Source organism: Nostoc sp. 'Peltigera membranacea cyanobiont' 232 (genome assembly GCF_002245985.1).
Taxonomy (GTDB): Bacteria; Cyanobacteriota; Cyanobacteriia; order Cyanobacteriales; family Nostocaceae; genus Nostoc.
This window is the reverse complement of the sequence record NZ_NOLK01000006.1, coordinates 88,141-111,316: the sequence shown is the minus strand read 5'-3', so window position 1 is coordinate 111,316 and position 23,176 is coordinate 88,141. Positions and strand designations below refer to the sequence as shown.

Genomic DNA, 23,176 nt, shown 5'->3' with positions numbered 1-23,176 from the left:
ATTATTGTGACTTGGGGCGAGAAAACTGAGAAGGTGACTTGAAGTTTTCTACTGGTGTGTTCTTAAGTGCCTTCTCCATAAAATCTTTCCAGATGGGAGCGACCATAACACCACCTGTTGCATGGTCAGCTAATTGTCTGTTGTCGTCTCTCCCTACCCAAACCGCAGTTGTTAACTGTGGCACAGTACCAACAAACCAAATATCTTTTTCTGATGATGTTGTTCCCGTCTTACCGGCGGCTGGACGACCGATCGCAGCACCTTTACCAGTACCTTCAGAAATTACCGATCGCATCACATCAAGAATTGCTGCTGATGCCCAAGGATCGAGAACTAGCTGAGGCTTGGGAGTATTATCTAGCAATACATTACCACTACTATCAGTGACACGAGCAATTACAGTTGGTGGTGACTGCCAACCATAATTAGCAAATGTGGCATAAGCACTAGCCATTTCCAGAGGTGTAACACCAATTGCACCAAGAGGCAAGGAAGTAACAGGTTCCATCGGACTCATAATACCCAAGGTACGACAAGTTTCGATCACTCGATTCATTCCCACAGCCTTACCAATCTTGATTACAGGAATGTTTCGTGACTGGGCTAAAGCTGTTCTAATTGGCATCGATCCCCTAAAACTGTTATCGTAATTTCTGGGTGAGTACCAACCGTTACCATCTCGATAGCTGACTGGAGAATCCTCTACTGTTGAGTCTGCCGTATATTTACCAGTAGCAAAAGCAGTATAATATACAAACGGTTTAAAAGAAGATCCGGGTTGGCGTTGAGCTTGAGTTGCCCGATTGAATTCACTGGTCTTAGGATCTATACCGCCTACCAATGCTTTGATAAAATGTGTGCGCGGATCAATTGACACCAGCGCCATTTGGTTTTTAGATAATCCCTGATCTAAAAGTGCTTTATGCCACTTAGTGACGGTTTCCTCTGCCATTATTTGGAACTTGGCATCAACTGTAGTTTGCACCCGCATCCCACCTTTGAGTAGTGTGTCACGCCCAAACTTTTTAGCCAATTCCTGCGCTACGGTGTTGGTTACATAGGGTAGGGCACTACCTTGAAAGGATTTGATTTTACCAAGTTTGATTTCCTGCTTGAGGGCATTGTCATACTCAGACTGGTCGATCCAGTTTAATTCCAGCATCCGCCCCAGCACTTCTTTTTGTTTCTGTTTTGCCAGCTTCATGCTCACAAAGGGGCTGAATTCTTCTGGTGCTTGGATCAAACCCGCCATCATTGCTGACTCACCCAAGGTTAAATATTCTGATGACTTATTAAAGTAACTGCGGGCTGCCGTTTGTACACCATAATTATTATGACCCCAATAAACTTGATTGAGGTACATTTCTAAAATTTGGTCTTTGGTAAGAATTTGCTCTAACCTGATTGCTAGCACTGCCTCCGCTAACTTGCGGGTAAAGGCACGTTTTTGAGATAAAAACAGGTTTTTTACCAATTGCATAGTAACAGTAGAGCCACCCTCTTTGACTCCACCTGCTACCGCATTAACTACTATAGCCCGGCCAACACCAGTAGGGTTAATACCGTGGTGATCGTAGAAGTGGTTATCTTCACTTGCTAATACAGCCCGTTTTAAATTCGGGGAAATTCTATCCAGGGGTACGACTTCCCGGTTGGCTTCCCCGTGGATACTCGTTAAAAGTTTACCCTTAACGTCATAGATGTAAGTTGTTTCTGAGGGAAAGAAGTTACGTAGCTGTCTTACATCTGGCAAGTTACGGAAACTAATGGCTAAACCAACCAGTCCTCCGGCTACAATGGAACTTGCCAACATGGTAATTGAGAGGAGAGTACCGCCAGTTACCTGACCGACTCCTTTCAAAAACTCAAAACCTGATGAAGCCCGACGTTGTGGCTGTTTATCTTCAAAAGTCCTAGAAGACGACACGGCGATTTCACTTCCTCTCTTATAAATTTAACTGTAATTGATTGGACGAAGCAAGGCGGTTAATTTTTTGCAATTATAGTAGTTTGGCAGATGAGAAAGTGGATAAATTGCAAGTGTTTATAACCAACTTAACTTCTAGCGGGCAAAACATAGCTAACAGTGGATTTTCTAGTATGACGCAAGATTTTTCTTGGCTGCGTCGTGGTGTTGTAGAAGTTTTTCCACAACCAGTTGATGTTAACAGTGAAAGTCTAGAAAAGCTTTTGCTAACTACAAACCAACCTTTGAGGATCAAACTTGGGATTGACCCTACTGGTACTGATATTCATCTCGGTCATAGCATACCAGTACGGAAACTGCGAGGGTTTCAAGATGCAGGCCATATAGCAGTTTTAATTATTGGCGATTTTACAGCACGCATTGGCGATCCGACTGGGAAATCTGAGGTGCGCCGTCAGCTTACAGAAGCAGATGTCGCCCAAAATGCCCAGACTTATCTCGATCAAGTACGTCCTATCTTGGATTTTGACACACCAGGAAGGTTAGAGGTGCGTTATAACTCCGAATGGCTCTCTAAGCTCAACTTAGAGAAAATTTTGGAGTTACTCTCGACGATGACAGTGGGGCAGATGTTGGCGAAAGAAGGATTTGCCGATCGCTATAAGAAAGAGAATCCGATTTTTATCCATGAGTTCCTATACCCGTTAATGCAAGGTTTCGATTCCGTTGCTGTTGAAGCAGATGTGGAATTAGGAGGGACAGATCAAAAATTTAACATCGCTGTAGGCAGAGATTTGCAGCGCCATTTTGGTCAAAAGCCTCAGTTTGGGATGCTGCTGCCAATTTTGATTGGTACAGATGGGGTGCAAAAAATGTCCAAGTCTTTAGGTAATTATATTGGGCTGTCGGAACATCCGGGGCAAAAATATCAAAAATTACAAGGGGTTCCAGATAATCTACTGGAGGAGTATTTTGAACTGCTGACAGATTTACCTTTGGATAATTTGCCAGAAAATCCCCGCGATCGCCAAACACTTTTAGCTTATGAAGTTGTCAAGCAGTACCACGGCGAAACCGCCGCTAAAGAAGCAAAAGAAGCAGCCCAAAGTGGTGGTAAAGAAGGTGCAGTTCCTGAATTTTCTCTAGCTAAGGTATCGCAGTTTCCCGCTAAGTTAGCTTATATTTTATGCGTTAGCGGCTTGTGTAAAAGTACTAGCGAAGGCAAGCGGAAAATTCAAGAGCGTGGTGTCTGCTTAGATGGCGATCGCATTACCGATGTTGATACTACTTTTGCTGATTCTGCCCAGTTACAAGGTAAGGTTTTACAAGTTGGGAAAAATAAGTTTGTGCGTTTAGTGCCTTAGATGGGAAGTGGGGAGTAGGGAATGGGGAATGGGGAACAGGCACAAAAACGAGTTATAGTGCCTTTGGATGTGCCAGATGAAGAAAGTGCGATCGCTCTTATAGATCAACTCCCGCAAGTCGGTTTTTGGAAAGTCGGCTTAGAGTTGTTTACCAGCACTGGCCCAAAAATTCTAGAAGTTATCAAGTCCAAGGAAAAACGCATTTTCTTAGATTTAAAGTTTCACGATATCCCGAACACAGTTGCTGGTGCTTGTCGTAGTGCGGCTCGTTACGGGGTAGATTTATTGACAATTCATTCTACATCTGGTATTGAAGCCCTGAAAGCTGCAACAGAAGCGGCACAAGAAGGGGCTGCCCAAGCGGGTGTAAAACCGCCTAAGTTAATTGCTATTACCTTGTTAACGAGCATTTCTGCTAGACAGTTGGCGTTTGATTTAAAGATTCCCCTAGAATTACCAGAATACGCCCTAGAAATGGCATTGCTGGCTCAAGAGGCGGGATTGGATGGGGCAGTTTGTTCGCCCCAAGAGGCGGCACAGTTGCGAGAAACTTGTGGAGATGACTTTTTGCTAGTTTGTCCGGGAGTTAGACCAATTTGGGCTGATATTGGCGATCAAAAGCGATCGCTCACCCCAGCCCAAGCAATTATTGCCGGTGCAGATTATCTAGTAATTGGCCGTCCCATAACTACTGCTACTGAGCCGGAGTTAGCTTGGAGGAGGATTTCTGAGGAGTTAACCACAGTGGCATGAAGCTAAGAGTCAATGAGAAACTGGGGGATAGGGTGCAGGGTGTAGGGCAGAAAAATCTTGCCTCTTCATTCAGGAAGAAAAATTATAGTTGGCTTTTAGCTTGTGGCTTTTGGGTTTTCGGAGCAAATATCTTTGCTTATCCAGCGTTATCGACAAACCCCACCCCTAACCCCTCGGCAATAGCAGAAAGGGAAAATGTCAACGACGGGGCGAAGTCTTGGTGTTCTGAGCAAAATTTAGAAACATTAACTATACAGCTACTCGCAGATTTACCTAGTTATACCAATCGCGCTACTCAACGCGCCCGTCGCCTTAGCAGAAGCAGCGATATTTACAGTTATGTGCTAGTGGCAGGAAAACCTGAGTTTGCTCCTCTGCCCCTTAATCTTGAAGAATATGGTGCAGATGCATCTAAAAACTCTGCATCAGGAATTGAGCAAGTTTTCTTTACTACTTTGGGACGGCAGTACATAGGAAGGAAAGCGTTAGAATTGCAGGAATTCCACTGGCTGTTGTTGACTAAAACTACAACTGGTTGGCGTTTAGTGATGATGTTTTCTCAAACTAGCTCCAATTCAGCACAGCAGCCATTATCGCCGCCACGGGATAGTAGTAACGGCACTGTTGCCCAAGGGGTTAAAACTTGGTTACGCGATTGTCAAGCTGGAAGTGTCCGACAGATGCGTGCTGTGAGCGAAAGTCCACGCTTAGTGGACTGAATTAGACCTGTCCGAAATATTAACTTGGTGTCAAAAGAATGGTAGAACGGAATTTTGACCGTCTACCAAACCAATTCCCAATCCCCATTTACCGCGTAACTCGCCGCATATAATTTCCCCATAACTGAGCAGCTTGAGCGCTGCTACCAGACGTGGGGGAATTATTGTCGTTTCCCAACCAAACACCAGTTACCAGCCGCCGACTAGGAATAAAACCGATGAACCATAAGTCAACGTTTTTATCAGTCGTGCCTGTTTTTCCAGCTTCCCCCAGTCCCAGAGCCGCACTACGACCAGTACCTCTTGTGATGACACCATGCATCAAACTAGTCATCTCGTCGGCTACACCATTCGTCAGTACTCGTTTGTTGGCATCTGGATCTTGATCGAAGGAGTAGATTACACGGCAGGTTTTGATATCATTGCGATCGCGGCAATCACCACTGTCTAAAATTCGGTTAATCGCATGGGGAGGATTCCACACTCCCCGATTGCTAATAGCGCCAAAAGCACCAGTCATTTCCAAAACATTGACCACACTTTGACCCAGTACTAAGCCAGGAACCGGATCTAGGTTTGACTTTATTCCCAAATTCTGCGCCATTGCCACCACTTTATTCAGCCCGATTTCTCTGGCAACTCGTAGGGCGATGGGATTTTCTGAAAGAGCAAGCCCGGTAGCAATATCTAAACTAGTGTCAGCACCAGCACGACAGGGTTTATAAGTAAAGCCTTGCCAAGTTAAAGGGGCGCAAGAATAACTTTTTGATTCGGAAATTCCCTGTTGAATAGCAGCAGTGTAAGTAAAGATTTTGAAGGTGGAACCTGGTTGTCTTTTGGCTTGAACGGCACGATTGAACTGACTTTTTTTGTAATCAGTTCCGCCTACCATTGCCAAGATGCTGCCTGTGCTGGAGTCAAGAGTTACCAAAGCCCCTTGAGAAAAATTAAAACTTCCACCAGCGTTGTTGACTGAATTCCGTAACGCTGATTCTGCTTGGCTCTGTACAGATGGATCGAGCTGGGTTTCAATGATATAATTCCCTTCGTTTGCCGCTCCTTGTCCTAAGATTGATTCCAGTTCAGAAAACACATAACTGTAAAAATAAGGAGCGATCGTCTTAGATTGCTGTTCACAAACTTTAGGACTAACTTGGACGGTAGAGCGTCTAGCTCGATTCGCATCTTCAGGTTTGATTTTGCCCATTTCCAGCAACCGCTTAATTACGCGATTCCGGTATTCAGCTGCTTCTAGCTTATTTGGCCCATCCCCGCAAAAATCAAATGCGTTGGGAGCAGGTAAAATTCCTACCAACGTTGCTGCTTCTGCCAAAGTTAATTCTTTAGCTGGCTTCTCAAAGTAATACCGGGCTGCATCCTCAAAGCCAGAGGTATCTCCCCCTAAAAAAACCCGATTTAAGTACATCAGCAAAATTTCATCTTTGCTGTAAAAGGTTTCTAGCTTGAGGGCGACAACTGCCTCTCGCAATTTGCGTCCAAGGGTATCCTGTCTACCTACATACTCTCGGAACAGACTGCGGGCAACTTGCTGCGTAACAGTGCTGGCTCCTTGTTGCACATCTCCGCTACGGCTATTGATCAATACGGCTCGTAAAATCCCCAGAGGGTCAACCCCAAAGTGCCAGTAATAACGAGTATCTTCTGAAGCCACCACCGCAGCAGGCAAATAAGGGCCAAATTCCTCTAAACGCTTCATATCTACATGAGAGGTTGTTCGAGGCTCTCTGAGCGGGGTGGCTCCATCACGAGCGTAAACAACTACTGGGGCGCGTGTAGCTGTTGGTAGGGGTCTAACTGAAAATTTCAGCCATTCTACGCCAATCACTAAAGCTAACAGGGCGCTGACACCGCCGACACCATAAGCTGTAACACTTGCAGCTTTGACATACCAGGCTGGTGGATCGACGTATTGCAAGCGCACAGAAGCGGCGAGTTCTGGGGGCCCCAGGGTGAGAATATCGCCGTGACGCAGTTCCAGGGAATTAACACGACGCTTGCCACGATAAATGCCATTGGTAGAGTTTTCGTCTTTGATGACGAAAACTGGTGTGCGCTGAGTAGAATTCCGCGATAGCGACAGGTGAATTTGGCTGACAACAGGGTTACGGACGACGATATCGCTGGATTTGGAGCTACGACCGAGAATATAGCGATCGCCCAACAGTGGATAGACCTCTGCTTTATCCGCCCCCGCATCCTGCACCCAGAGTTCTGGTACTTTGGCATTAGGCTTGAGCGCCAGTTTGGAAAAATCAACCCTAGCTTGGATAGTATGGACTGCTTGAGTCAGTTGACCAATTAACGTTTGTGGCTTTTGAGGGGGTTGGGGAAAACTCATCGGCTATTCACATCACACTTTTTAGTGAAGAATCGGGCGAATTACAATTTAGATGTTAGTCTTTCATCATTTTACTCATAAGCCAAAGCATAAATTAGCTATACTGAATTTTTTGCTCTAATTTATACTTAATCTTACTTTGCTATCAAAATTAGGTTGTCATTTTCGTCACTCGTTTACAAAGGCATAAATTTCTTTCCTCTTCTCAAGAGCTTGTATTGTGTACATTTCTTCGTTCAGTAACTACAAACAGAATTTTTACCAATGTGTTTATAAATACTAATTATCAAGAAGCAACAAATTTAATTTTTAACAATTTTACATATCCACAGATTCTGAAACAAACCAAAATATCTTCATTTAGGAAGATTTTCTAAATCTTATTGTCTGTTTTAATGGGCCGAGTGTTCCGTTGAGGTTAATTTCAGAATGATGGGAAAATCTCTGACCCTGATTGGTACAGCTTTATCTTTGGCTCTCACCACTAATATTGCTGTAGCCGAATCCAGTAAATCCCCCATAGCCCAATCCAGTAGCGAATCTACTAGTGCACCAACGGAAATCAAGATGTCGCCAGAAGGCATGAAAATTCTGTGCGAGTATTTCCCGCTTAACTCTCGCTGTCCTGGCGGTACAGCAGCCAACCCCAGCGCTCCTAGTAGCACTACAGTACCAGCAGAAACCACACCTAGTAACAGCACCACTCCCGAAAGCACTCCAGCACCAGGAAGCATGAAACCACCTGGATCTGGCAGCCCCGAAAGCACTCCAGCACCAGGAAGCGTTACCCCACCCGAACCTGGCGCTCCTAGCAACTTAACTCCAGCACCAGGAAGCGTTACCCCACCCGAACCTGGCGCTCCTAGCAGCACTACCGTACCAGGAAGCGTTACCCCACCTGAACCTGGCACTCCTGGCAGCACTACCGCACCAGGTGTAAACTCTCCCAGTACTCCAGGCTCTAGTACTCCTGCCACAGGTAATTAAATTAAAAGCTGGGGCATAATCTGAATACTAATTTGCCATCAGCGATCGCCGGTGCATCTTGATTTTCTGCACCAGTTATATAAAACTGGTGTAGGATAAAAATCTTTGGAATCTTATAGATAAAGTCTTCGCATATAAGACTGAGCAAGGGTTTCATTAATCAATAGCCTGGGATGATTCATCCCAGGCTTAATAGTTTAGAAAGGCTCGAGGCAGAAGGCATTTTTAGCCGGAGGAATACTACCCTCTACTTCCTACCTGATTCACTGCGACCTACCAGTTGAAGTCGGTGTTTTTTCCAAGGAAGCAATTAATAGGCAAACAATACCGATACTAATAAATGAATCTGCCACATTAAATACAGCAAAGTTAATCAGACGAAAATCAAGAAAATCAACAACGTATCCTAATACAAAGCGATCGATACCGTTGCCCATAGCTCCACCTAAAATCAAGCCATAGCCCAACTGATCCCACAAATTTAACGTTGGGCCAAACAAGGCCAAAGCTATCAATACTAAACTGACTCCTAAAGATAGCCAGCGCAACCACTCGACTTTTCCACTTAATAGACTAAAAGCGGCACCAGTGTTAGTCACATAGGTGAAGTGAAATATCCCAGGTAAGAGTGGTAGTGTCTGCCCCAAGCTAAAGGTTTGCACCACCCAGTATTTTGTTATTTGGTCTAAGAAAAAAGCTATGAAGGCAGCAATCCAGAAAAGGCGATTTTTTAAACGCATGAAACTAGGGGCTAAGGACTAAGGACTAAGGACTAGGGACTAGGTAGAAGAATTTTAAACTTTAAATAAATTTCTAGCCCCTAGCCTCTAGCTCCTTCATAACTAATAAAACATTAAGTGACGCAATATATATGCTATTACAGTAACGGCACAGACCACACTTAATTGCCCTGGTAGTGCAAACCAAGAGTATCTAAGGATTGCTTGCATCAAAGGTAGATTTTCTGTGCCTTTCCACTGAAAAATATAGCTAATAATCAAATAAGTGATACCGCATAGATGGAGAGTTAACAAGCCACAGATGCAACTAAAAGCGAGAGTTTCTAGTCGAGGTCTAGCTTTAAAGGCAAACAAGCCACAAATCCAAGCTCCAGGAATAAAGCCTAGTAGATAGCCAAACTGAGATAACTTAACATAACCAATACCTCCGCCATCGGCAAATACAGGTAATAAGGTTAGTCCCATCACTAAATAGGCTATTTGCGAGAGCGCACCGGCATTTTTGCCCCCTAAACAACCCACCAACAGTACTGCGCCAATTTGAAAAGTGACACCTAAAGAAAAAGTCTGAATTCCGTGCTTACTCCAATTCCAAGGAAAGGTGATGCCATAGGCTTCTAGGAAGGTGCCACCCATTGTTAGGAGTAAGCCAATCATAGACCATAGTAATTGATTGGAAGCAGCAAACATTTATCAGGCAACCAGGAAAAGGCAAAAGGGAAAATCAACAGCAACTAGTATGTTCATTAGTATTGAAATGAAATTTGTGCTGACACCTCTAAGAATTAGCATATTTTTTTTTGCCTTTTTGGTATGTAACTTTTCAGTTCTGCAAATTATCGCTTAGGTGTCTATAGCTGTAATGTTATTGACTGAAGCCTAGTCTGATTATGGTATTTGACCTAATACGCAGTAAAGTTAGCAAAATTTAGTATTTAAACTAAGTTTTTCGATTCAGCGCCAACTTATGCTACAAAATGTTAAAGATAGTTCTTTAATTCACGATTTTTTAGCGATCGCCCTGCCTACTCTCTATAAAATAGGCAATTGACGGTTTTTCTTGTACTTTCTCTAAACTTAGATTGTTTACTTATGACTTTTATCCTACTTAGACCTCTAAGCAGCAAGAACTTTCATCACTTCTCAAATTTATTTTAAGTTTTACATGATACCACAATTTGTCATTTTTTATCACTGGACTAACAAAGCTACACTAAAATAATAAAGTTTAGTAAATATATGCAACCAACTTACTGTGGTACTATTTGTAACGTCTGATTAGCAATAGCAGTATAAATTTTATCAAGTAAAAGTAGAAACGAGTGTTTGTTCTTCATCAAAAAAAAACAAGCATTTTTTTCTTTGTTAACCTATCCTTTACCTTGACATTCATTCTTTAGGGGTATCCTTAGAAGCGCTCACCTGAAAAGTTACCCAAACTATTGATAGCGATGCCCTCACCTGTTAGTGTAATAAAAATTCATCGCCTCACAGCTTCAATTTCAGTGTTAGCACTGACATTCAGCCTAGCTGCATGTGGTGGCGGACAGCAAAACCCAGATAATACGGCCACCAAGGAGACTCCTTCTGGCACTGCTACAGATACTACTGCCTCCAGCACAACCAAATTAGATTTGGGTGGAAATATCAAGTTAAGCGGGGCCGGTGCGTCTTTTCCAGCACCACTGTATGATACATGGTTTACGGATCTAAACAAAAAATATCCAAATCTGCAAGTTGACTATGCCTCAGTTGGTAGCGGTGCTGGAGTTGAGCAATTTATTAAAGGCACTGTAGACTTTGGTGCTAGCGATGTTGCCATGAAGGATGAAGAAATCCAGAAGGTACCAGCAGATAAAGGCGTTATTTTACTGCCTGTAACAGCTGGTAGCATCGTGCTAGCTTACAACTTACCAGATGTTGCAGAACTAAAGCTACCACGAGCCGTTTATGCTGATATTCTACTAGGCAAAATCACCTCTTGGGACGATCCCCAAATTGCCAAGGCTAACCCAGGTGCAAAGCTTCCTAAAGACAAAATCACAGTTGTTTATCGTTCAGATGGTAGCGGAACAACAGGTGTGTTTACGAAACACCTCAGCGCTATTAGCCCAGAGTGGAAAACTAAAGTTGGTGAAGGCAAAACTGTCAACTGGCCTACGGGAGTTGGTGCTAAGGGAAATGAGGGTGTAACCGCCCAAATCCAACAAACACAAGGTTCTATTGGTTATGTCGAGTACGGCTATGCCAAACAAAATAGTCTCAAGTTTGCGGCTTTGGAAAACAAAGGCGGTAAGTTTATTGTACCTAGTGAAGAGTCAGCCTCTAAAACTCTGGCATCAGCAACTCTACCCCCGGATCTGCGCGTCTTCATTTCCGATCCAGAAGGGGCTGATTCCTATCCTATCGTCACTTACACCTGGATTTTGGCTTACAAGAAATATCCCAATGCGGCAAAAGCTAAGGCAGTTGAAGCTGCGATCGAATACGCTTTAACTGAGGGACAAAAACAGGCTACGACATTAGGGTATGTTCCTCTACCCCAAAACGTGATCGCAAAGGTGGCTGCTGCTGCCGATCAAATTAGTCCAGAGTATAAAATCTCTGTTGGTAGTGCTACCAGCGCTACCAAGTAGCTACAGCTAAGACATGAGGCATTCCTAGACAATAATTTTTAGGCTGCTTACTAAATTCATGAGGCAACAATTTTGTTGAGATGGTTGCCTCCCGTATCTTCCTCTGATTTAATTGTGAAAGTCGGTAGTCATGACTACAAATTCTCAAAATCTTTCATCAGCGACAAAAAATCGCTCTGATGTAGAAAAGTCCCTAGATCGGGGTTTTATTTGGCTTACTAAAATTTTCGCCTTTGGGGTTGCTGCCACTTTATTATGGATCGGCTTACAGGTTGCGATCGCTTCTTGGCCTGCTATCCAAAAGTTTGGTGCTAGCTTTTTAGCCAACACCACTTGGAACCCAGTTAATGATACCTACGGGGTGCTACCTCAAATTTATGGAACTCTCTTGAGTTCTTTTATCGGTCTACTGATAGCTGTACCGATTGGAGTTGGTACAGCTATTATCCTCAGCGAGGACTTTTTACCCGCCAAAGTGAAGTTGGTACTGGTATTTGCGGTAGAACTGCTCGCAGCTATTCCCAGCGTTGTCTACGGCGTATGGGGTATTTTCGTTTTAGTGCCTATCATAACTAACTTGGGAAAATGGCTCAATAGTTATTTTGGCTGGATACCATTTTTTAGCACCTCCCCTACAGGGCCAGGAATGTTACCGGCGGGAGTCATATTAGCAATTATGACTTTGCCCATCATCACAGCCCTATCGCGTGATGCCTTAATTTCTATACCACCCAGTTTGCGCCAAGCCTCTGTAGGATTAGGAGCAACCCGATGGGAAACGATTTTGCAAATCCTGATTCCAGCCGCCTTTTCAGGGATAGTTAGTGCTGTGATGTTGGCACTCGGTCGGGCAATGGGAGAAACAATGGCTGTAACCATGTTGATTGGTAATTCCAACAACATTAGTATCTCACTGTTAGCACCAGGCAATACAATTTCTTCGCTACTGGCGAATCAATTTTCCGAAGCTAGTGGTTTGCAAGTTTCGGCTTTAATGTACGCTGCTTTAGTTCTATTCTTCTTGACGCTGATAGTCAATATCATGGCCGAGTTTATCGTTCTGAGAGTCAAGCGACTGTAGCTTAAGTTTTGGGTTGAATTATGACTTCTAGTTTTCCAGAGCGCAGTTTAATTCGCGCTCCTATGTCTCAAAGGACACTGTTTAATACCGTAATGACTGTGGCTGCATTTATCTGTGGGGTATTGGCACTTGTGCCTTTGCTAGCAGTGCTTTCTTACGTCATTATTCAAGGTTTTAGCAGTTTGAATCCTAGCATCTTTTTTGAACTGCCGCCCAAAGCTTTACAAAAGGGAGGCGGTTTTGGTAATGCAATCTTGGGCACACTATTAATGGTAGGAATTGCTGCCTTTATTAGTATCCCGTTTGGTGTTTTAGCAGCGATTTATATCACAGAATTTAGCTCGGCTAAAGTTGCAAGATGGGTACGTTTTGCAGCTAACGTATTGAGTGGAGTCCCCTCAATTATTGCTGGGGTATTTGCATACGGGATTGTGGTTTTGACACTGGTCAAGTTAAACTTAGGATCGTACTCTGCCCTCGGTGGAGGTTTTGCACTGGCAATTTTGATGTTGCCAATTATTGTCCGAACCACTGATGAAGCCTTACAGCTAGTATCGCAAGATTTGCGACAAGCATCTGTAGGGTTAGGAGCAACTAACTTTCAAACAGTGAGTCAAGTAGTTTTGCCAGCAGCCCTACCAGCAATTGTAACTGGGGCAACGCTAGCGATCGCCAGAGCATCTGGAGAAACTGCACCTTTACTATTTACCGCCCTGTTTTCCAATTTTTGGCCGGATAGCTTATTCCAACCAACAGCTTCCCTTGCTGTTTTGGTTTACAAATATGCTATTTCTCCGTTTAAAAATTGGCAATCACTAGCCTGGGCAGCATCTTTGATTTTGGTATTGATGGTTTTGATCACAAGCATCATTGCTCGCTGGGCTACTCGCAAAAAAGCTTAGGGAAACAGCTTACACATAGCGGATTTGTATCGCTAAAACTAATACTGCACTTAATTTATGGCTACTAATATTAGCACAGTCAACGGTACTGAAACTGTTTTACGCACTGAAAACTTGAACGTTTACTACGGCAAATTTTTAGCCTTGCAAAATATCTGGCTAGATATACCAAAAAATCAGGTGACAGCCTTTATCGGCCCTTCTGGTTGTGGTAAAAGTACATTGTTACGATGCTATAACCGCCTCAATGATCTGATTGAGTCATTCCGGGCAGAAGGTAAAATACTTTTTTACGATAAAAATTTGTATGCATCCGACATCGATCCTGTAGAAGTGCGTCGGAGAATTGGGATGGTGTTTCAAAGACCAAACCCGTTTCCCAAATCAATTTATGACAATATTGCTTTTGGAGCCAAAATCAACGGTTACAAAGGTAATATGGATGAATTAGTAGAACGGAGTTTGCGGCAAGCAGCTTTGTGGGATGAAGTAAAAGATAAGCTGCGACAAAGTGGTTCATCTTTATCTGGTGGACAACAACAGAGGTTATGTATTGCTCGTGCGATCGCAGTGCAACCTGAAATTATCTTAATGGATGAACCTTGCTCCGCTCTCGACCCTATTTCCACATTGCGGGTTGAAGAACTCATTCACCAACTTAAAGAGCAATATACCATTGTTATCGTTACCCATAATATGCAGCAAGCAGCGCGGGTTTCTGACAAGACAGCCTTTTTCAATGTCAAAACGACAGAAACGGGAGGTCGTAACGGCTACATGGTAGAGTACGAAGCAACAGAACTAATTTTCAACAATCCTCAGCAGCAAGATACCAAAGATTACGTTAGCGGCAGGTTTGGATAAGTCGATAGATATTACACATTGTTGATGTAAGAGCATTGAGGGATACTCGGAAATTAAAGCTGTGCGATATTCCTCTAGTTTTTTATTTGTTCGTCAAGATTAGCGTAGGCGTAGCCCGCCGCAGGCATCGCTTGAGCGATTACGGCTGTTTCTCGATCGAGAAAAACAATAATAAGGTTATTTAACATAAAGCTTGGTTTGGGTGGTTTACCACACCCACTCCAAAAATCTAAAGCAAAATAGTAGGTGTATTTACACCGTGCTTCAGTTTTGGACTTCAGACTATTTTAAAGCGGGTGGCGGGAATCGAACCCGCATTAATAGCTTGGAAGGCTATAGTTTTACCACTAAACTACACCCGCAACTTTCCAACTTATTAAGTATAACATAGCTTTTAGAAAAATTCAAGCATCTAGTTAGAATTAGCAGGCTGGATTTTGATTCGTACAAACAAATTACTCAAATCTGGTTTTTTACCATCGTTGTTGTGAGCGGCAAGAAAGTTTTCTGTTTTGAAAACATCATTAAGAACTCGCTCGTATGTGCTTTTTTCACTTTGTAGTGTTGTTGGTTCTATTTCTAGAACTACAGCCTGTTGAAACTTGCCATTGCGATCGATTATTAAACTAACAAGCATCTGTGCAGGCTTAACTTCGGAATCGCTTGGGAGAAAACTTGAGTCTAATTGTTTTGAGTTGCTTCCCGTGTATGAAGCGATAACATCGGGTAAAGCATCTTGTCGAAATCCTCTTGTTTGTATAAATTTAATCATTTCATTTCTCAGCAGAGGAGCTACTATTGCTACCGATGCTCCCCCAGTCGGAGTTGATGGAGTTTCTCTAGTCGAAGGTGGTGGAGTTTCCCTAGCTGGAGTTGGTGAAGTTTCTCCAGTCGGAGTTGGTGGAGTTGATGGAATACCTGTTGGTAGTGCCGTTCCCTTTCCCAGTGTGATTTCTTGACGGCGTTTCCAAGGTAGATTACCGACTGGAACCGTAGGTGTTGGCGTAACTATAGGTTTGGGTGTGGCGATCGCTTTTGGTGTAACTGTAGGTTTGGGGGTGGCGATCGCTTTCGGTGTAATTGTAGGTTTGGGGGTGGCGATTGCTTTCGGTGTAACTGTAGGTTTGGGGGTGGCGATCGCTTTCGGTGTAACTGTAGGTTTGGGGGTGGCGATCGCTTTCGGTGTAACTGTAGGTTTGGGTGTGGCGATCGCTTTCGGTGTAACTGTAGGTTTGGGCGTAGATGCAGGAATTCTCTGTTGTCTATTAGGTTGAGAGGCGTAAATTCGACTCTTTTGCTGGAGATTATCAGCAGAATTTATTGCCCCAAAATCTTCATTTCTGGGCGTAGTTCGTGCTGTTACAGACTTTTGAGTTGTGGATGCTGGCTTTGGCGAAACTCTTTTGGCCGTGGATTTTGTTTCAGGAGGAATGTCTATCAATTCAACAGGAACAGCTGATTGGCTTTGCTGGGGAAACCACAGACTAAATCCATTAGATGAGCGTATTAGCCAGAACGCCAGCAAGTGCAGAGAGACTGAACCTATAACGACAGAAATCCACAAACCTGGTGGGTCAGTGTGTCGCCTCCAGACTTTGGCTGGAATTGGAGTTTTGTCTGCAACCGATGGTGTCATATTATATAAACTGGATATGATTAGGCACTCTTACTCATTGCTAATGCTGTGACGTACCTACACCGCCTGAGTACAGGTCGGTGTAGGCTTCTCAAAGACTCCTCATTGAGGACATATTTTGAGCTTTTAGATCGTGCGTCCCACGATTCTTTATGTTTATAGCCGCGTTCAAATCTCTACACAAACTGATATTGCAATTAGGACAATTATGTATTCTTTGAGATAACGGCTTTTTGACCTTTTGGCCACAACCAGAACACTCTTGACTAGTACCATTCGGATTTATAGCAACTACCGACAGTCCAGCATTTTCGGCTTTGACTGTTAGTATCGAAATAAATTGACCCCAACCAGCGTCGTTTATACTTTTAGCCAATCGTGTTTTAGCTAGTCCTTTGATATTTAGTTTTTCGACTGCAACAACATCATACTTTTTGAGTAAGTGTTTAGCAGTTTTGAAATGGAAATCTTTTCGAGTATCGGCAACTTTTTTGTGCTGTTTACCCAGTTTTTGAATAGCTTTTTTGCGACGGTTAGAACCCTTCTTACGCCTAGATACTTTACGTTGTGCTGATTTTAATCTCCGTTCAGCTTTGCGTAAATGTTTCGGTGCGGCAATTCTAGAGCCATCCGACGCAACATAGAAATCAATTAAGCCTACATCAATACCAACAATATTGTCAGGTTTAAAATCAGGTTTAATTGTGGGAACTGTTTTATCATCAAGACTTAGGGTTGCGTAATAGCCATCTGCTTTTTTAGTTATAGATAAAGTCTTGATATCAAACCCGTCCGGTATTGGGCGATGAACAATTACTTTTATAACGCCTATTTTTGACAGTGTTATTTTGCGGAAAACGCGGACTTGGGGTCTCCCCAAGTGGAGCGATTTTCCAAGACAATCGTTTTGAAAATGCTCTTTTTTGAATTGTGGATAGGTGAAAGTCTTGTATTGACCTTTACCCTTGAATCTAGGCTTACCGCTACGTTTGCCGTTAGCATCACCTTTTAGCCAACGGTCAAAAGCTATCTCAACTTTTTTAGGGACTTCCTGTAGAACTTGAGAATGAATGCTTTTGTACCAAGGGCGGTCTTTTTTTAGTTGGGTTAGCGTTGCCTGTTGACTAAAGCGATTAGGTTTATCTTTTAACTCTGGGATATGACAAACAATAAGTGAGCATCTATCTTGTGGGCATCTGTTTTGCTCATACCAGTCAAACCTCTGAGCAAGCTGATAATTATACTGACAGCGCAGCATATCTAATGTGTTGTCAATTTTTTCGGCTTGCTCTTTCGTGGGTTTTAATCGGTACTGATAGGATGTTTTCACTTGCTCGACCAAATCAGTGTTATTTTTTTAGTATACACTGATTTAGACATAATATGAAAAATGATTTTGGCATCCATTGGAAGGTCTGTTAGTGATCTGAAGGTACATTTAGTATTGGTGACTAAATATCGGCGCAAAGCCTTCACTTCAGTTATGTTGAGTAGACTAAATACTGTAATGCAAGAATTACTAGAAAAGTGGGATTGTAAACTGGTAGAATTTAGTGGTGAAGATGATCGCGTACACCTACTTTTTCAGTATCACCCAGATGTTGAATTAAGCAAATTAGTGAATAATTTGAAGTCTGTATCGTCTAGAAAACTACGCCAAGAATTTACAGAACATCTAGAAAGTTTTTACTGGAAAGACGTATTTTGGAGTGGTTCTTATTTTGTTGCTAGTTGTGGTGGCGTTACAGTCTCTACACTCAGAAAATATATTGAAGCACAAGAATTACCCGCAGAATCAACGTAAGAATTTGCTCGTCTCCTCCATGTTCTCCTCACTCGCCTACGGCATTGGTCGGAGAACTGTCGTCAACTCACGCGCATTCATCCCACACTCCTAAAAGTGAGATGTGGGGCTTCTGCTGAAACTAGTTAAAATACCAGTCTAAATTTTAGCGATTAACCATTACCTCTGGTGTAACAGCAAAGGTCAAAACTGTTTCATCCACTCCTTTAAGTTCTAGCGGACTACCTTTAGTAATTTCTTCTTCCTGCAAATAATCTGCTACGGCAGCAGAAACCAGGATTGTACCCGGAACAGCAGCAGCTTGCAACCTTGCAGCAATATTTACACTCGGGCCAATAGCAGTATAATCAGCCCGTTCAGCACCACCAAACATCCCCACAACAGCAGTACCTTGGTGGATACCGCACCGAAACTGGACGCTAGTAAGTCTGTCACCATCAAATACACCTTGATCTCGCCAGCGCTGATTCAAGTCAGCCAGTGAGCGGTGCATTGCTCTGGCTGTATTGATGGCACGACGCACTTGTTCGTTAGGGGTTAGCTCTTCTGGCGCTCCATATAAAGCTAAGATCGCATCTCCCATAAATTTATCTACAGTGCCGCCATTGCCAAATACAACCTTGGTCATAGCTTCTAAATATTCATTTAGCAATTCTGCGACTCGTCGGGATCTGAGAGTATTTGATAGCTGTGTAAAACCCACGATGTCACTAAACAAAACTGTAATTAAGCGTGGTTCTGGGCGTAAATCTAACGTTAAATCACCGGTTGCGGCTTTTTGCACCAATACAGCTGGCAAAAAGCGTTTTAGCACCGATTCTGTTAGATAAGTATTTAACTCCACGATTCGTCGTTCATTTTCTTTCAATGCTAAAAGATTCCGAACTTCCGCTAAAAGTTCCCGATCGTTGAATGGTTTTGCTAAATAAGCATCCGCCCCATGTTCTGTACCTTCGATGCGGGTTTCCTCGTCAACTTTTGCTGTCAAAAGAATAATTGGTGTTCCTTTTAACTTCTCCTCTTTGCGGATCAGCTGAATCATCTCCAGTCCGCTCACCAAGGGCATCATTAAGTCAGTCACAATCAAGCTGGGCATAATTTCCTTAGCTGTATTGTGCCCTTCATAACCATTACGAGCCGTCTGTACACGATAACCGTTACGGCGGAAAATCTCAGATACATAGGTTCGCAAATCCGGGTTGTCATCTACAACTAAAATTGAGTGCTGAGTCTTAAGTGCTGACTCTTGAGTATCAATATGAGGGGAGGAATTTATTGTAATATCTTCAATATTGTCTGTTGTTGACTCTACCAGTTCTAAATCAGCCAATTCTACACTAGCGCGGCTCGTATTCACTTCCGCAGGCGTTTCTAGTATTTGTTGTGCAGGTAAATGAGCATTTCCAGTCAAAAGCCATAAACTAAAGGTAGTACCTTGACCGTAAACTGATTCCACAGTGACTTGACCACCATGTAATTCTACCAATTCTTTAACTAAGGCTAAACCCAAACCACTGCCTTCATAGGAACGGTTTGCTGAACCTTCAGCTTGGCGGAAGCGCTCAAATAGGTAAGGAATTTGTTCTTGAACAATGCCAATTCCCGTATCTTGTACTTGCAATATGCAACGATCGCGCTCAGATTTTAGTCTGACAGCGATCGTGCCACCTTCGGGAGTAAACTTCATGGCATTTGACAGCAGGTTGTAAATCACCTTGTCAAATTTTTCCATGTCCAAATATACCGGAGAACATTCATCTAACTGGGCGATCAGATGCAGTTTCTTTTTCTCACAGTAGGGACGAAAAGATTCCACAATTTGGCTGACAAATTCTACCAAATCGCAGGGATGGAAACTAGGCTGCATTCTTCCCGCATTCAGGCGTTGTAAATCCAGGAGTTGATTTACCAGTCGCAGGAGGCGGCGGGAGTTACGCAGAGCGATCGCACTTTGGGAGTAAGATAATCCTTCACCAGCCGCCACTGCCGACTCTAAAGGCCCTTGGATCAAGGTGATCGGTGTGCGAAACTCATGGGAAATATTCTGGAAAAATTCGGTTTTTTGTTTGTCTAATTCTAGTAAGCGTTCAGCTTGCTGGCGAGTTTTTTCATACAAGTGTGACTGCTGCACAGCGATCGCTGCTTGGGCTGCGACTGCTTTCGCCAAATCGATATCAGATTGCAGCCAATTCCGTACTTTTTTACCTTCATGCAAAGTAATACTACCGATGCATTTACCATCTGCCAGTAATGGCACAAACATTAGCGATCGCGCTGGCATTTTTAACGGCAAATTAAAACCCTGCACATCTGAGGGAGAATGGCTCACGTTACCAATTACCACAGGTTCATGTGTCTGTAGCATTTGTTGAAGGATTGGATTCTCTTGTATAGATGCTTGAGAATAGGGTAATCTTGGAGTTGTTAGGTGATGATTACTACTTGAGTTATTGTTTGAGGCTGGCCATGCCTGGGTTGAGCTGTACCTACCTAAATTTTCTAAATGTTGAAAACTGTCATACAAGCCCACACACTCGACAAACTCATCATCTTCTGTCCACAAAGACAGGACGCAGCCATCAACTTGTAAGGCTTGTCCCAGCTGTTGAGTAATCGCCGCAAAGATATCTTGGGGGTCTAGACTAGAGCGAATCGCACTAGTAATCGTATTGATTAAGCTCTCTCGCTTGGCAAGGGCACGTACTTGTTCGTAAGCATAAGCTTGAGACAAAGCTAAGGCTGCCTGATCCGCTACCATTAACACTAGCTGCACCTCATCCTCTCCCCAGAAGCGGGGTACAGAACACTGGTGCAGTGCCAGCACTGCCATAAGTTCTTGTTGGCAGATCAATGGCACAACTAAACTAGAACAAATGTTAGCAGCAACGAAAGCTTCTCCACGTTGGTGCAGTTCGGGAGTATTACCGTGAATGCGCTCATCATCCGTTACATCGTGAATCACCTGAACTTCGCGGGTTTCCCATACAGTTTGAGCCAAAACAGTCACAGGTGTCGAGGGAGAGAGGGACACAGCAGAAGAATTATTTGCCTGCACCTCTGCTAATGTATGTTCCCCTGCTTCTTCAGAAAGAGCCTTCTGATAAATGAATCCTTTATCCGTCAACTGCTCATCTTGGAAAGGACGCAATAGGCACACATCCACCTCCAACATGTGGCCCACTGTATCTACAATTGCCTGCAAAATTTGGCGATAGTCTAAAGCACTGCGAATTGTGTTTGTGACGGTATTCAGCAGCGACTCTTGTCGGAGTGTGCGGGTAAGTTCGCGGGTGCGGGCTTTGAGGACATTGTGAGTATCCAAAGCTTGGCGTACCACTGCTTTAAGTTCCTCAGCTTCCCACGGTTTAGTGACATATTTAAAGACCTTACCAGCGTTGATTGCTTCCACCAAGTCTTCGACATCGGTGTAGCCAGTTAAAATAATTCGGATAATATCTGGATATTGAGTTGCTGTCAGGCTCAAAAATTCTGTCCCGCTCATCATCGGCATTCGCTGATCGGAGATGATCACCGCAACCTCTCCTTCTTGAGCCAGTAGATCGAGGGCCGCAGGGCCAGAGGTTGCCCTTAGCACCTTATAGTCGCGATAAAAGGTGCGGTAAAGCAAGTCAAGGTTGTCTGGCTCATCATCGACAACCAAAATTTTAGGCTTACTGTTTGCTTGGGATTTCATGCACCGCTTTCCTGCTGCAACGGCAGTCGGATAAAGAATAATCTGATCGGGGAAGGATTTTTCTTCCTCAGGTAAGAGCAGAGCATTTCGACCAATAAGGTTGTTTGGCTACATGACTGCTGAGTGTAGGAGCGTTTACTCACAGTAATTCGTCTCAATGGCTTATGCCCATTAACGTTTGCTTTGGTGCAGTGTAATTGCTTTCATAGTCAGTTTTAGGATTATAGAGTCGATACTTGCTTGCCAAACCTTCTTTCACCTCCTGTGAGTAATGTCTGTCGATACAGCACTCATAGCTAGCTGAAAATTCCAGATGAAGCTGCATATTAAGTTTTCCCTCCACAGCCGTTGTACTAACACTTGCGGGTAAATTTTATTTATGGTAGTCATGGTAGAGTCAGGGAGATTAAAACAATAAGATTTAAAGCCAAAGTATACTATTAGACAAATACCTCTTTCTAATTTAGCAATCAGAACTATCATTAAGACAAGTGGTATTGGTTAAAAAGTTAGGGATTATGAATCTTGCAGATTCTTTCCTGGTATCTACATAGCCTGCTCTTATGACCTAGTAGCAAAGTCCTGTTAGTGTAGCTTCAATTGCATAAACAAGTTCAGTACTACAACCAAAGGTAGTTTGTAACCAGAGTTTATTGCTAGTGTACTTACTTAACAATTTTGTAGTTAATGCCTACGGCTAGGTTATGCTATTTATCTACCCATTCACTTAAACCTGTACGAATCTACAGATGTTTTTGTGGTTAACAGACTGATATCCTCTCTATCTCAAGTAAGGGATGCATCTGAACTCAACGAACTTAAGATTGTGGCTTGACGAAGTTGTAACCTCTAAGACTATTTAAAAATACAGGCTATATAAGCCTCAAACTCAAGTGTAAAACTTTGTTTGCTGTATAAGCAAAAGTGAATTAGCAATCTTAAGTCAGTTCAATCTCCTGGGCGGATGTGAAGTTTTTACTCAGTTTAAATGGTGCTTGAGGATATTTGAGAAAATTTTCGTTGAATAAAATCAATACTAAACTAGCCTTGAAATATCGGTTTTTTCATCCATACCAGGAACAGCCAATCGATCCAGCTTGCTGGCAATTTCAAGTTCGTACAGCTACACCTGCTGATTTGATCGATGTTTCCCAAATTATTGCTGAAAGCTTTCACTCCCAAAAGGGTCTGTGGGGATGGGCTTTTCCATTGCTACGTCTGGGTATTTACGAGGACTTAAGGCATAGGACGGCATCACCTCCACCTCGTCATGTTTGTTTAGTCGCCTTTGAAGGTACTAGTGGTGCGGCTAATAATCTAGTGGGAAGTGTGGAACTGGGTGTCCGTTACAGTGATTCGTGGAATCAGGCTAGTATAGGTTTTCCTTATTTATCTAACTTAGCGGTTCACCCAAAATACCGTAGACATGGTGTGGCTTCAGGGTTATTGACTAGCTGTGAAAAAGTTTCGCGCGAGTGGGGATTTCAAGACTTATATCTTCACGTTTTGGAAAATAATCATCAGGCAAGGCAACTTTATTTCAAGATGGGATATCGAGTACATAAAGTCGAATCGAATCTGAATAGGTTTTTACTAGGACGCTCAAGCCAGATGCTATTGCATAAACATCTGAGTGTTGATTCAACTATCTGAATTTTTGTAACTTTTAATATTGTAATTATTTTGGAGAAAATCTATCATCAATATCGA

General features: G+C 43.1%; 17 protein-coding genes, 1 tRNA gene and 1 pseudogene. 10 read left to right on the top strand and 9 right to left on the bottom strand.

The window, feature by feature from the left end:
* Window position 1: 1 nt before the first annotated feature.
* Window positions 2-1,927, bottom strand: coding sequence for a transglycosylase domain-containing protein (locus CDG79_RS03745; protein ID WP_094340843.1), 1,926 nt, complete (start codon window positions 1,925-1,927; stop codon window positions 2-4).
* A gap of 173 nt (window positions 1,928-2,100) precedes the next feature.
* Here CDG79_RS03745 and tyrS point away from each other — a divergent pair, with 173 nt between their 5' ends.
* The 3 genes from tyrS to CDG79_RS03730 are packed head-to-tail and all read left to right on the top strand — an operon-like array spanning window position 2,101 to window position 4,763.
* The gene (tyrS, locus tag CDG79_RS03740) at window positions 2,101-3,291 is read left to right on the top strand and encodes a tyrosine--tRNA ligase (RefSeq protein WP_189524871.1); all 1,191 of its coding nucleotides are present in this window, start codon (window positions 2,101-2,103) and stop codon (window positions 3,289-3,291) included.
* 21 nt (window positions 3,292-3,312) lie between these two features.
* Window positions 3,313-4,044 (top strand): orotidine-5'-phosphate decarboxylase, encoded by a 732-nt coding sequence (pyrF, locus tag CDG79_RS03735; protein WP_094340840.1) that lies wholly within the window; start codon window positions 3,313-3,315, stop codon window positions 4,042-4,044.
* Window positions 4,041-4,763: a hypothetical protein gene (locus CDG79_RS03730; RefSeq protein WP_223278001.1), complete on the top strand. Its 723-nt coding sequence runs from the start codon at window positions 4,041-4,043 to the stop codon at window positions 4,761-4,763. Before pyrF ends, CDG79_RS03730 begins: the two co-directional genes overlap by 4 nt.
* Window positions 4,764-4,851: 88 nt before the next feature.
* Here the strand turns inward: CDG79_RS03730 and CDG79_RS03725 are convergent, their stop codons facing one another.
* On the bottom strand, window positions 4,852-7,122 hold the full coding sequence (locus CDG79_RS03725) for a transglycosylase domain-containing protein (protein ID WP_094340837.1): 2,271 nt from the start codon (window positions 7,120-7,122) through the stop codon (window positions 4,852-4,854).
* 429 nt (window positions 7,123-7,551) lie between these two features.
* Here CDG79_RS03725 and CDG79_RS03720 point away from each other — a divergent pair, with 429 nt between their 5' ends.
* A complete protein-coding gene (locus CDG79_RS03720; RefSeq protein WP_189524867.1) occupies window positions 7,552-8,109 on the top strand; it encodes a hypothetical protein in 558 nt (185 codons plus the stop codon).
* A gap of 263 nt (window positions 8,110-8,372) precedes the next feature.
* On the opposite strand, the gene lspA is transcribed toward CDG79_RS03720, so the two are convergent.
* Together lspA and CDG79_RS03710 are read right to left on the bottom strand one after the other, a co-directional pair.
* On the bottom strand, window positions 8,373-8,849 hold the full coding sequence (gene lspA / locus CDG79_RS03715; protein ID WP_094331532.1) for a signal peptidase II: 477 nt from the start codon (window positions 8,847-8,849) through the stop codon (window positions 8,373-8,375).
* A 102-nt stretch (window positions 8,850-8,951) separates the two neighbouring features.
* Window positions 8,952-9,539, bottom strand: a complete 588-nt coding sequence (locus tag CDG79_RS03710; RefSeq protein WP_094331530.1) for a biotin transporter BioY — start codon at window positions 9,537-9,539, stop codon at window positions 8,952-8,954.
* A 761-nt stretch (window positions 9,540-10,300) separates the two neighbouring features.
* Between CDG79_RS03710 and pstS the strand changes: the two genes are divergently transcribed.
* From pstS to pstB, 4 genes are all read left to right on the top strand, one after another.
* The gene (gene pstS / locus CDG79_RS03705) at window positions 10,301-11,485 is read left to right on the top strand and encodes a phosphate ABC transporter substrate-binding protein PstS (RefSeq protein WP_094340831.1); all 1,185 of its coding nucleotides are present in this window, start codon (window positions 10,301-10,303) and stop codon (window positions 11,483-11,485) included.
* Between the two features lie 130 nt (window positions 11,486-11,615).
* Window positions 11,616-12,566 (top strand): phosphate ABC transporter permease subunit PstC, encoded by a 951-nt coding sequence (pstC, locus tag CDG79_RS03700; protein WP_094340828.1) that lies wholly within the window; start codon window positions 11,616-11,618, stop codon window positions 12,564-12,566.
* A 20-nt stretch (window positions 12,567-12,586) separates the two neighbouring features.
* Entirely contained in the window at window positions 12,587-13,468 is an 882-nt protein-coding gene (gene pstA, locus CDG79_RS03695) for a phosphate ABC transporter permease PstA (protein ID WP_094340825.1), read from the top strand.
* 57 nt (window positions 13,469-13,525) lie between these two features.
* Complete coding sequence (pstB, locus tag CDG79_RS03690) at window positions 13,526-14,332, top strand: phosphate ABC transporter ATP-binding protein PstB (RefSeq protein ID WP_094340823.1); 807 nt, start codon at window positions 13,526-13,528, stop codon at window positions 14,330-14,332.
* Between the two features lie 291 nt (window positions 14,333-14,623).
* Here the strand turns inward: pstB and CDG79_RS03685 are convergent.
* The 3 genes from CDG79_RS03685 to CDG79_RS03675 form a co-directional block, all read right to left on the bottom strand.
* Window positions 14,624-14,694: transfer RNA gene (locus tag CDG79_RS03685), tRNA-Gly, on the bottom strand.
* A 50-nt stretch (window positions 14,695-14,744) separates the two neighbouring features.
* Window positions 14,745-15,968 carry a hypothetical protein gene (locus CDG79_RS03680; protein WP_094340820.1) on the bottom strand — a complete coding sequence of 408 codons (1,224 nt, stop codon included), beginning with the start codon at window positions 15,966-15,968 and terminating at the stop codon, window positions 14,745-14,747.
* Between the two features lie 91 nt (window positions 15,969-16,059).
* Window positions 16,060-17,298, bottom strand: a complete 1,239-nt coding sequence (locus CDG79_RS03675; RefSeq protein ID WP_094340876.1) for an RNA-guided endonuclease InsQ/TnpB family protein — start codon at window positions 17,296-17,298, stop codon at window positions 16,060-16,062.
* A gap of 53 nt (window positions 17,299-17,351) precedes the next feature.
* On the opposite strand from CDG79_RS03675, the pseudogene tnpA reads away from it, so the two are divergent.
* Window positions 17,352-17,772: pseudogene (tnpA, locus tag CDG79_RS03670) on the top strand (IS200/IS605 family transposase).
* Window positions 17,773-17,917: 145 nt separating this feature from the next.
* On the opposite strand, the gene CDG79_RS03665 reads toward tnpA, so the two are convergent.
* Complete coding sequence (locus tag CDG79_RS03665; RefSeq protein ID WP_094340817.1) at window positions 17,918-21,466, bottom strand: response regulator; 3,549 nt, start codon at window positions 21,464-21,466, stop codon at window positions 17,918-17,920.
* Between the two features lie 154 nt (window positions 21,467-21,620).
* Window positions 21,621-21,791, bottom strand: coding sequence for a hypothetical protein (locus CDG79_RS42075; RefSeq protein ID WP_189524866.1), 171 nt, complete (start codon window positions 21,789-21,791; stop codon window positions 21,621-21,623).
* A 695-nt stretch (window positions 21,792-22,486) separates the two neighbouring features.
* On the opposite strand from CDG79_RS42075, the gene CDG79_RS03660 reads away from it, so the two are divergent.
* Window positions 22,487-23,119, top strand: coding sequence for a GNAT family N-acetyltransferase (locus tag CDG79_RS03660; RefSeq protein ID WP_223278000.1), 633 nt, complete (start codon window positions 22,487-22,489; stop codon window positions 23,117-23,119).
* Window positions 23,120-23,176 lie beyond the last annotated feature (57 nt).

Excerpts from the sequence above, each read along its gene's own strand:
- tyrS (WP_189524871.1), top strand. The coding sequence starts at position 2,101 with ATGACGCAAGATTTTTCTTGGCTGCGTCGTGGTGTTGTAGAAGTTTTT.
- pyrF (WP_094340840.1), top strand. The coding sequence starts at position 3,313 with ATGGGGAATGGGGAACAGGCACAAAAACGAGTTATAGTGCCTTTGGAT.
- CDG79_RS03730 (WP_223278001.1), top strand. The coding sequence starts at position 4,041 with ATGAAGCTAAGAGTCAATGAGAAACTGGGGGATAGGGTGCAGGGTGTA.
- CDG79_RS03725 (WP_094340837.1), bottom strand. The coding sequence starts at position 7,122 with ATGAGTTTTCCCCAACCCCCTCAAAAGCCACAAACGTTAATTGGTCAA.
- CDG79_RS03720 (WP_189524867.1), top strand. The coding sequence starts at position 7,552 with ATGATGGGAAAATCTCTGACCCTGATTGGTACAGCTTTATCTTTGGCT.
- lspA (WP_094331532.1), bottom strand. The coding sequence starts at position 8,849 with ATGCGTTTAAAAAATCGCCTTTTCTGGATTGCTGCCTTCATAGCTTTT.
- CDG79_RS03710 (WP_094331530.1), bottom strand. The coding sequence starts at position 9,539 with ATGTTTGCTGCTTCCAATCAATTACTATGGTCTATGATTGGCTTACTC.
- pstS (WP_094340831.1), top strand. The coding sequence starts at position 10,301 with ATGCCCTCACCTGTTAGTGTAATAAAAATTCATCGCCTCACAGCTTCA.
- pstC (WP_094340828.1), top strand. The coding sequence starts at position 11,616 with ATGACTACAAATTCTCAAAATCTTTCATCAGCGACAAAAAATCGCTCT.
- pstA (WP_094340825.1), top strand. The coding sequence starts at position 12,587 with ATGACTTCTAGTTTTCCAGAGCGCAGTTTAATTCGCGCTCCTATGTCT.
- pstB (WP_094340823.1), top strand. The coding sequence starts at position 13,526 with ATGGCTACTAATATTAGCACAGTCAACGGTACTGAAACTGTTTTACGC.
- CDG79_RS03680 (WP_094340820.1), bottom strand. The coding sequence starts at position 15,968 with ATGACACCATCGGTTGCAGACAAAACTCCAATTCCAGCCAAAGTCTGG.
- CDG79_RS03665 (WP_094340817.1), bottom strand. The coding sequence starts at position 21,466 with ATGAAATCCCAAGCAAACAGTAAGCCTAAAATTTTGGTTGTCGATGAT.
- CDG79_RS42075 (WP_189524866.1), bottom strand. The coding sequence starts at position 21,791 with ATGCAGCTTCATCTGGAATTTTCAGCTAGCTATGAGTGCTGTATCGAC.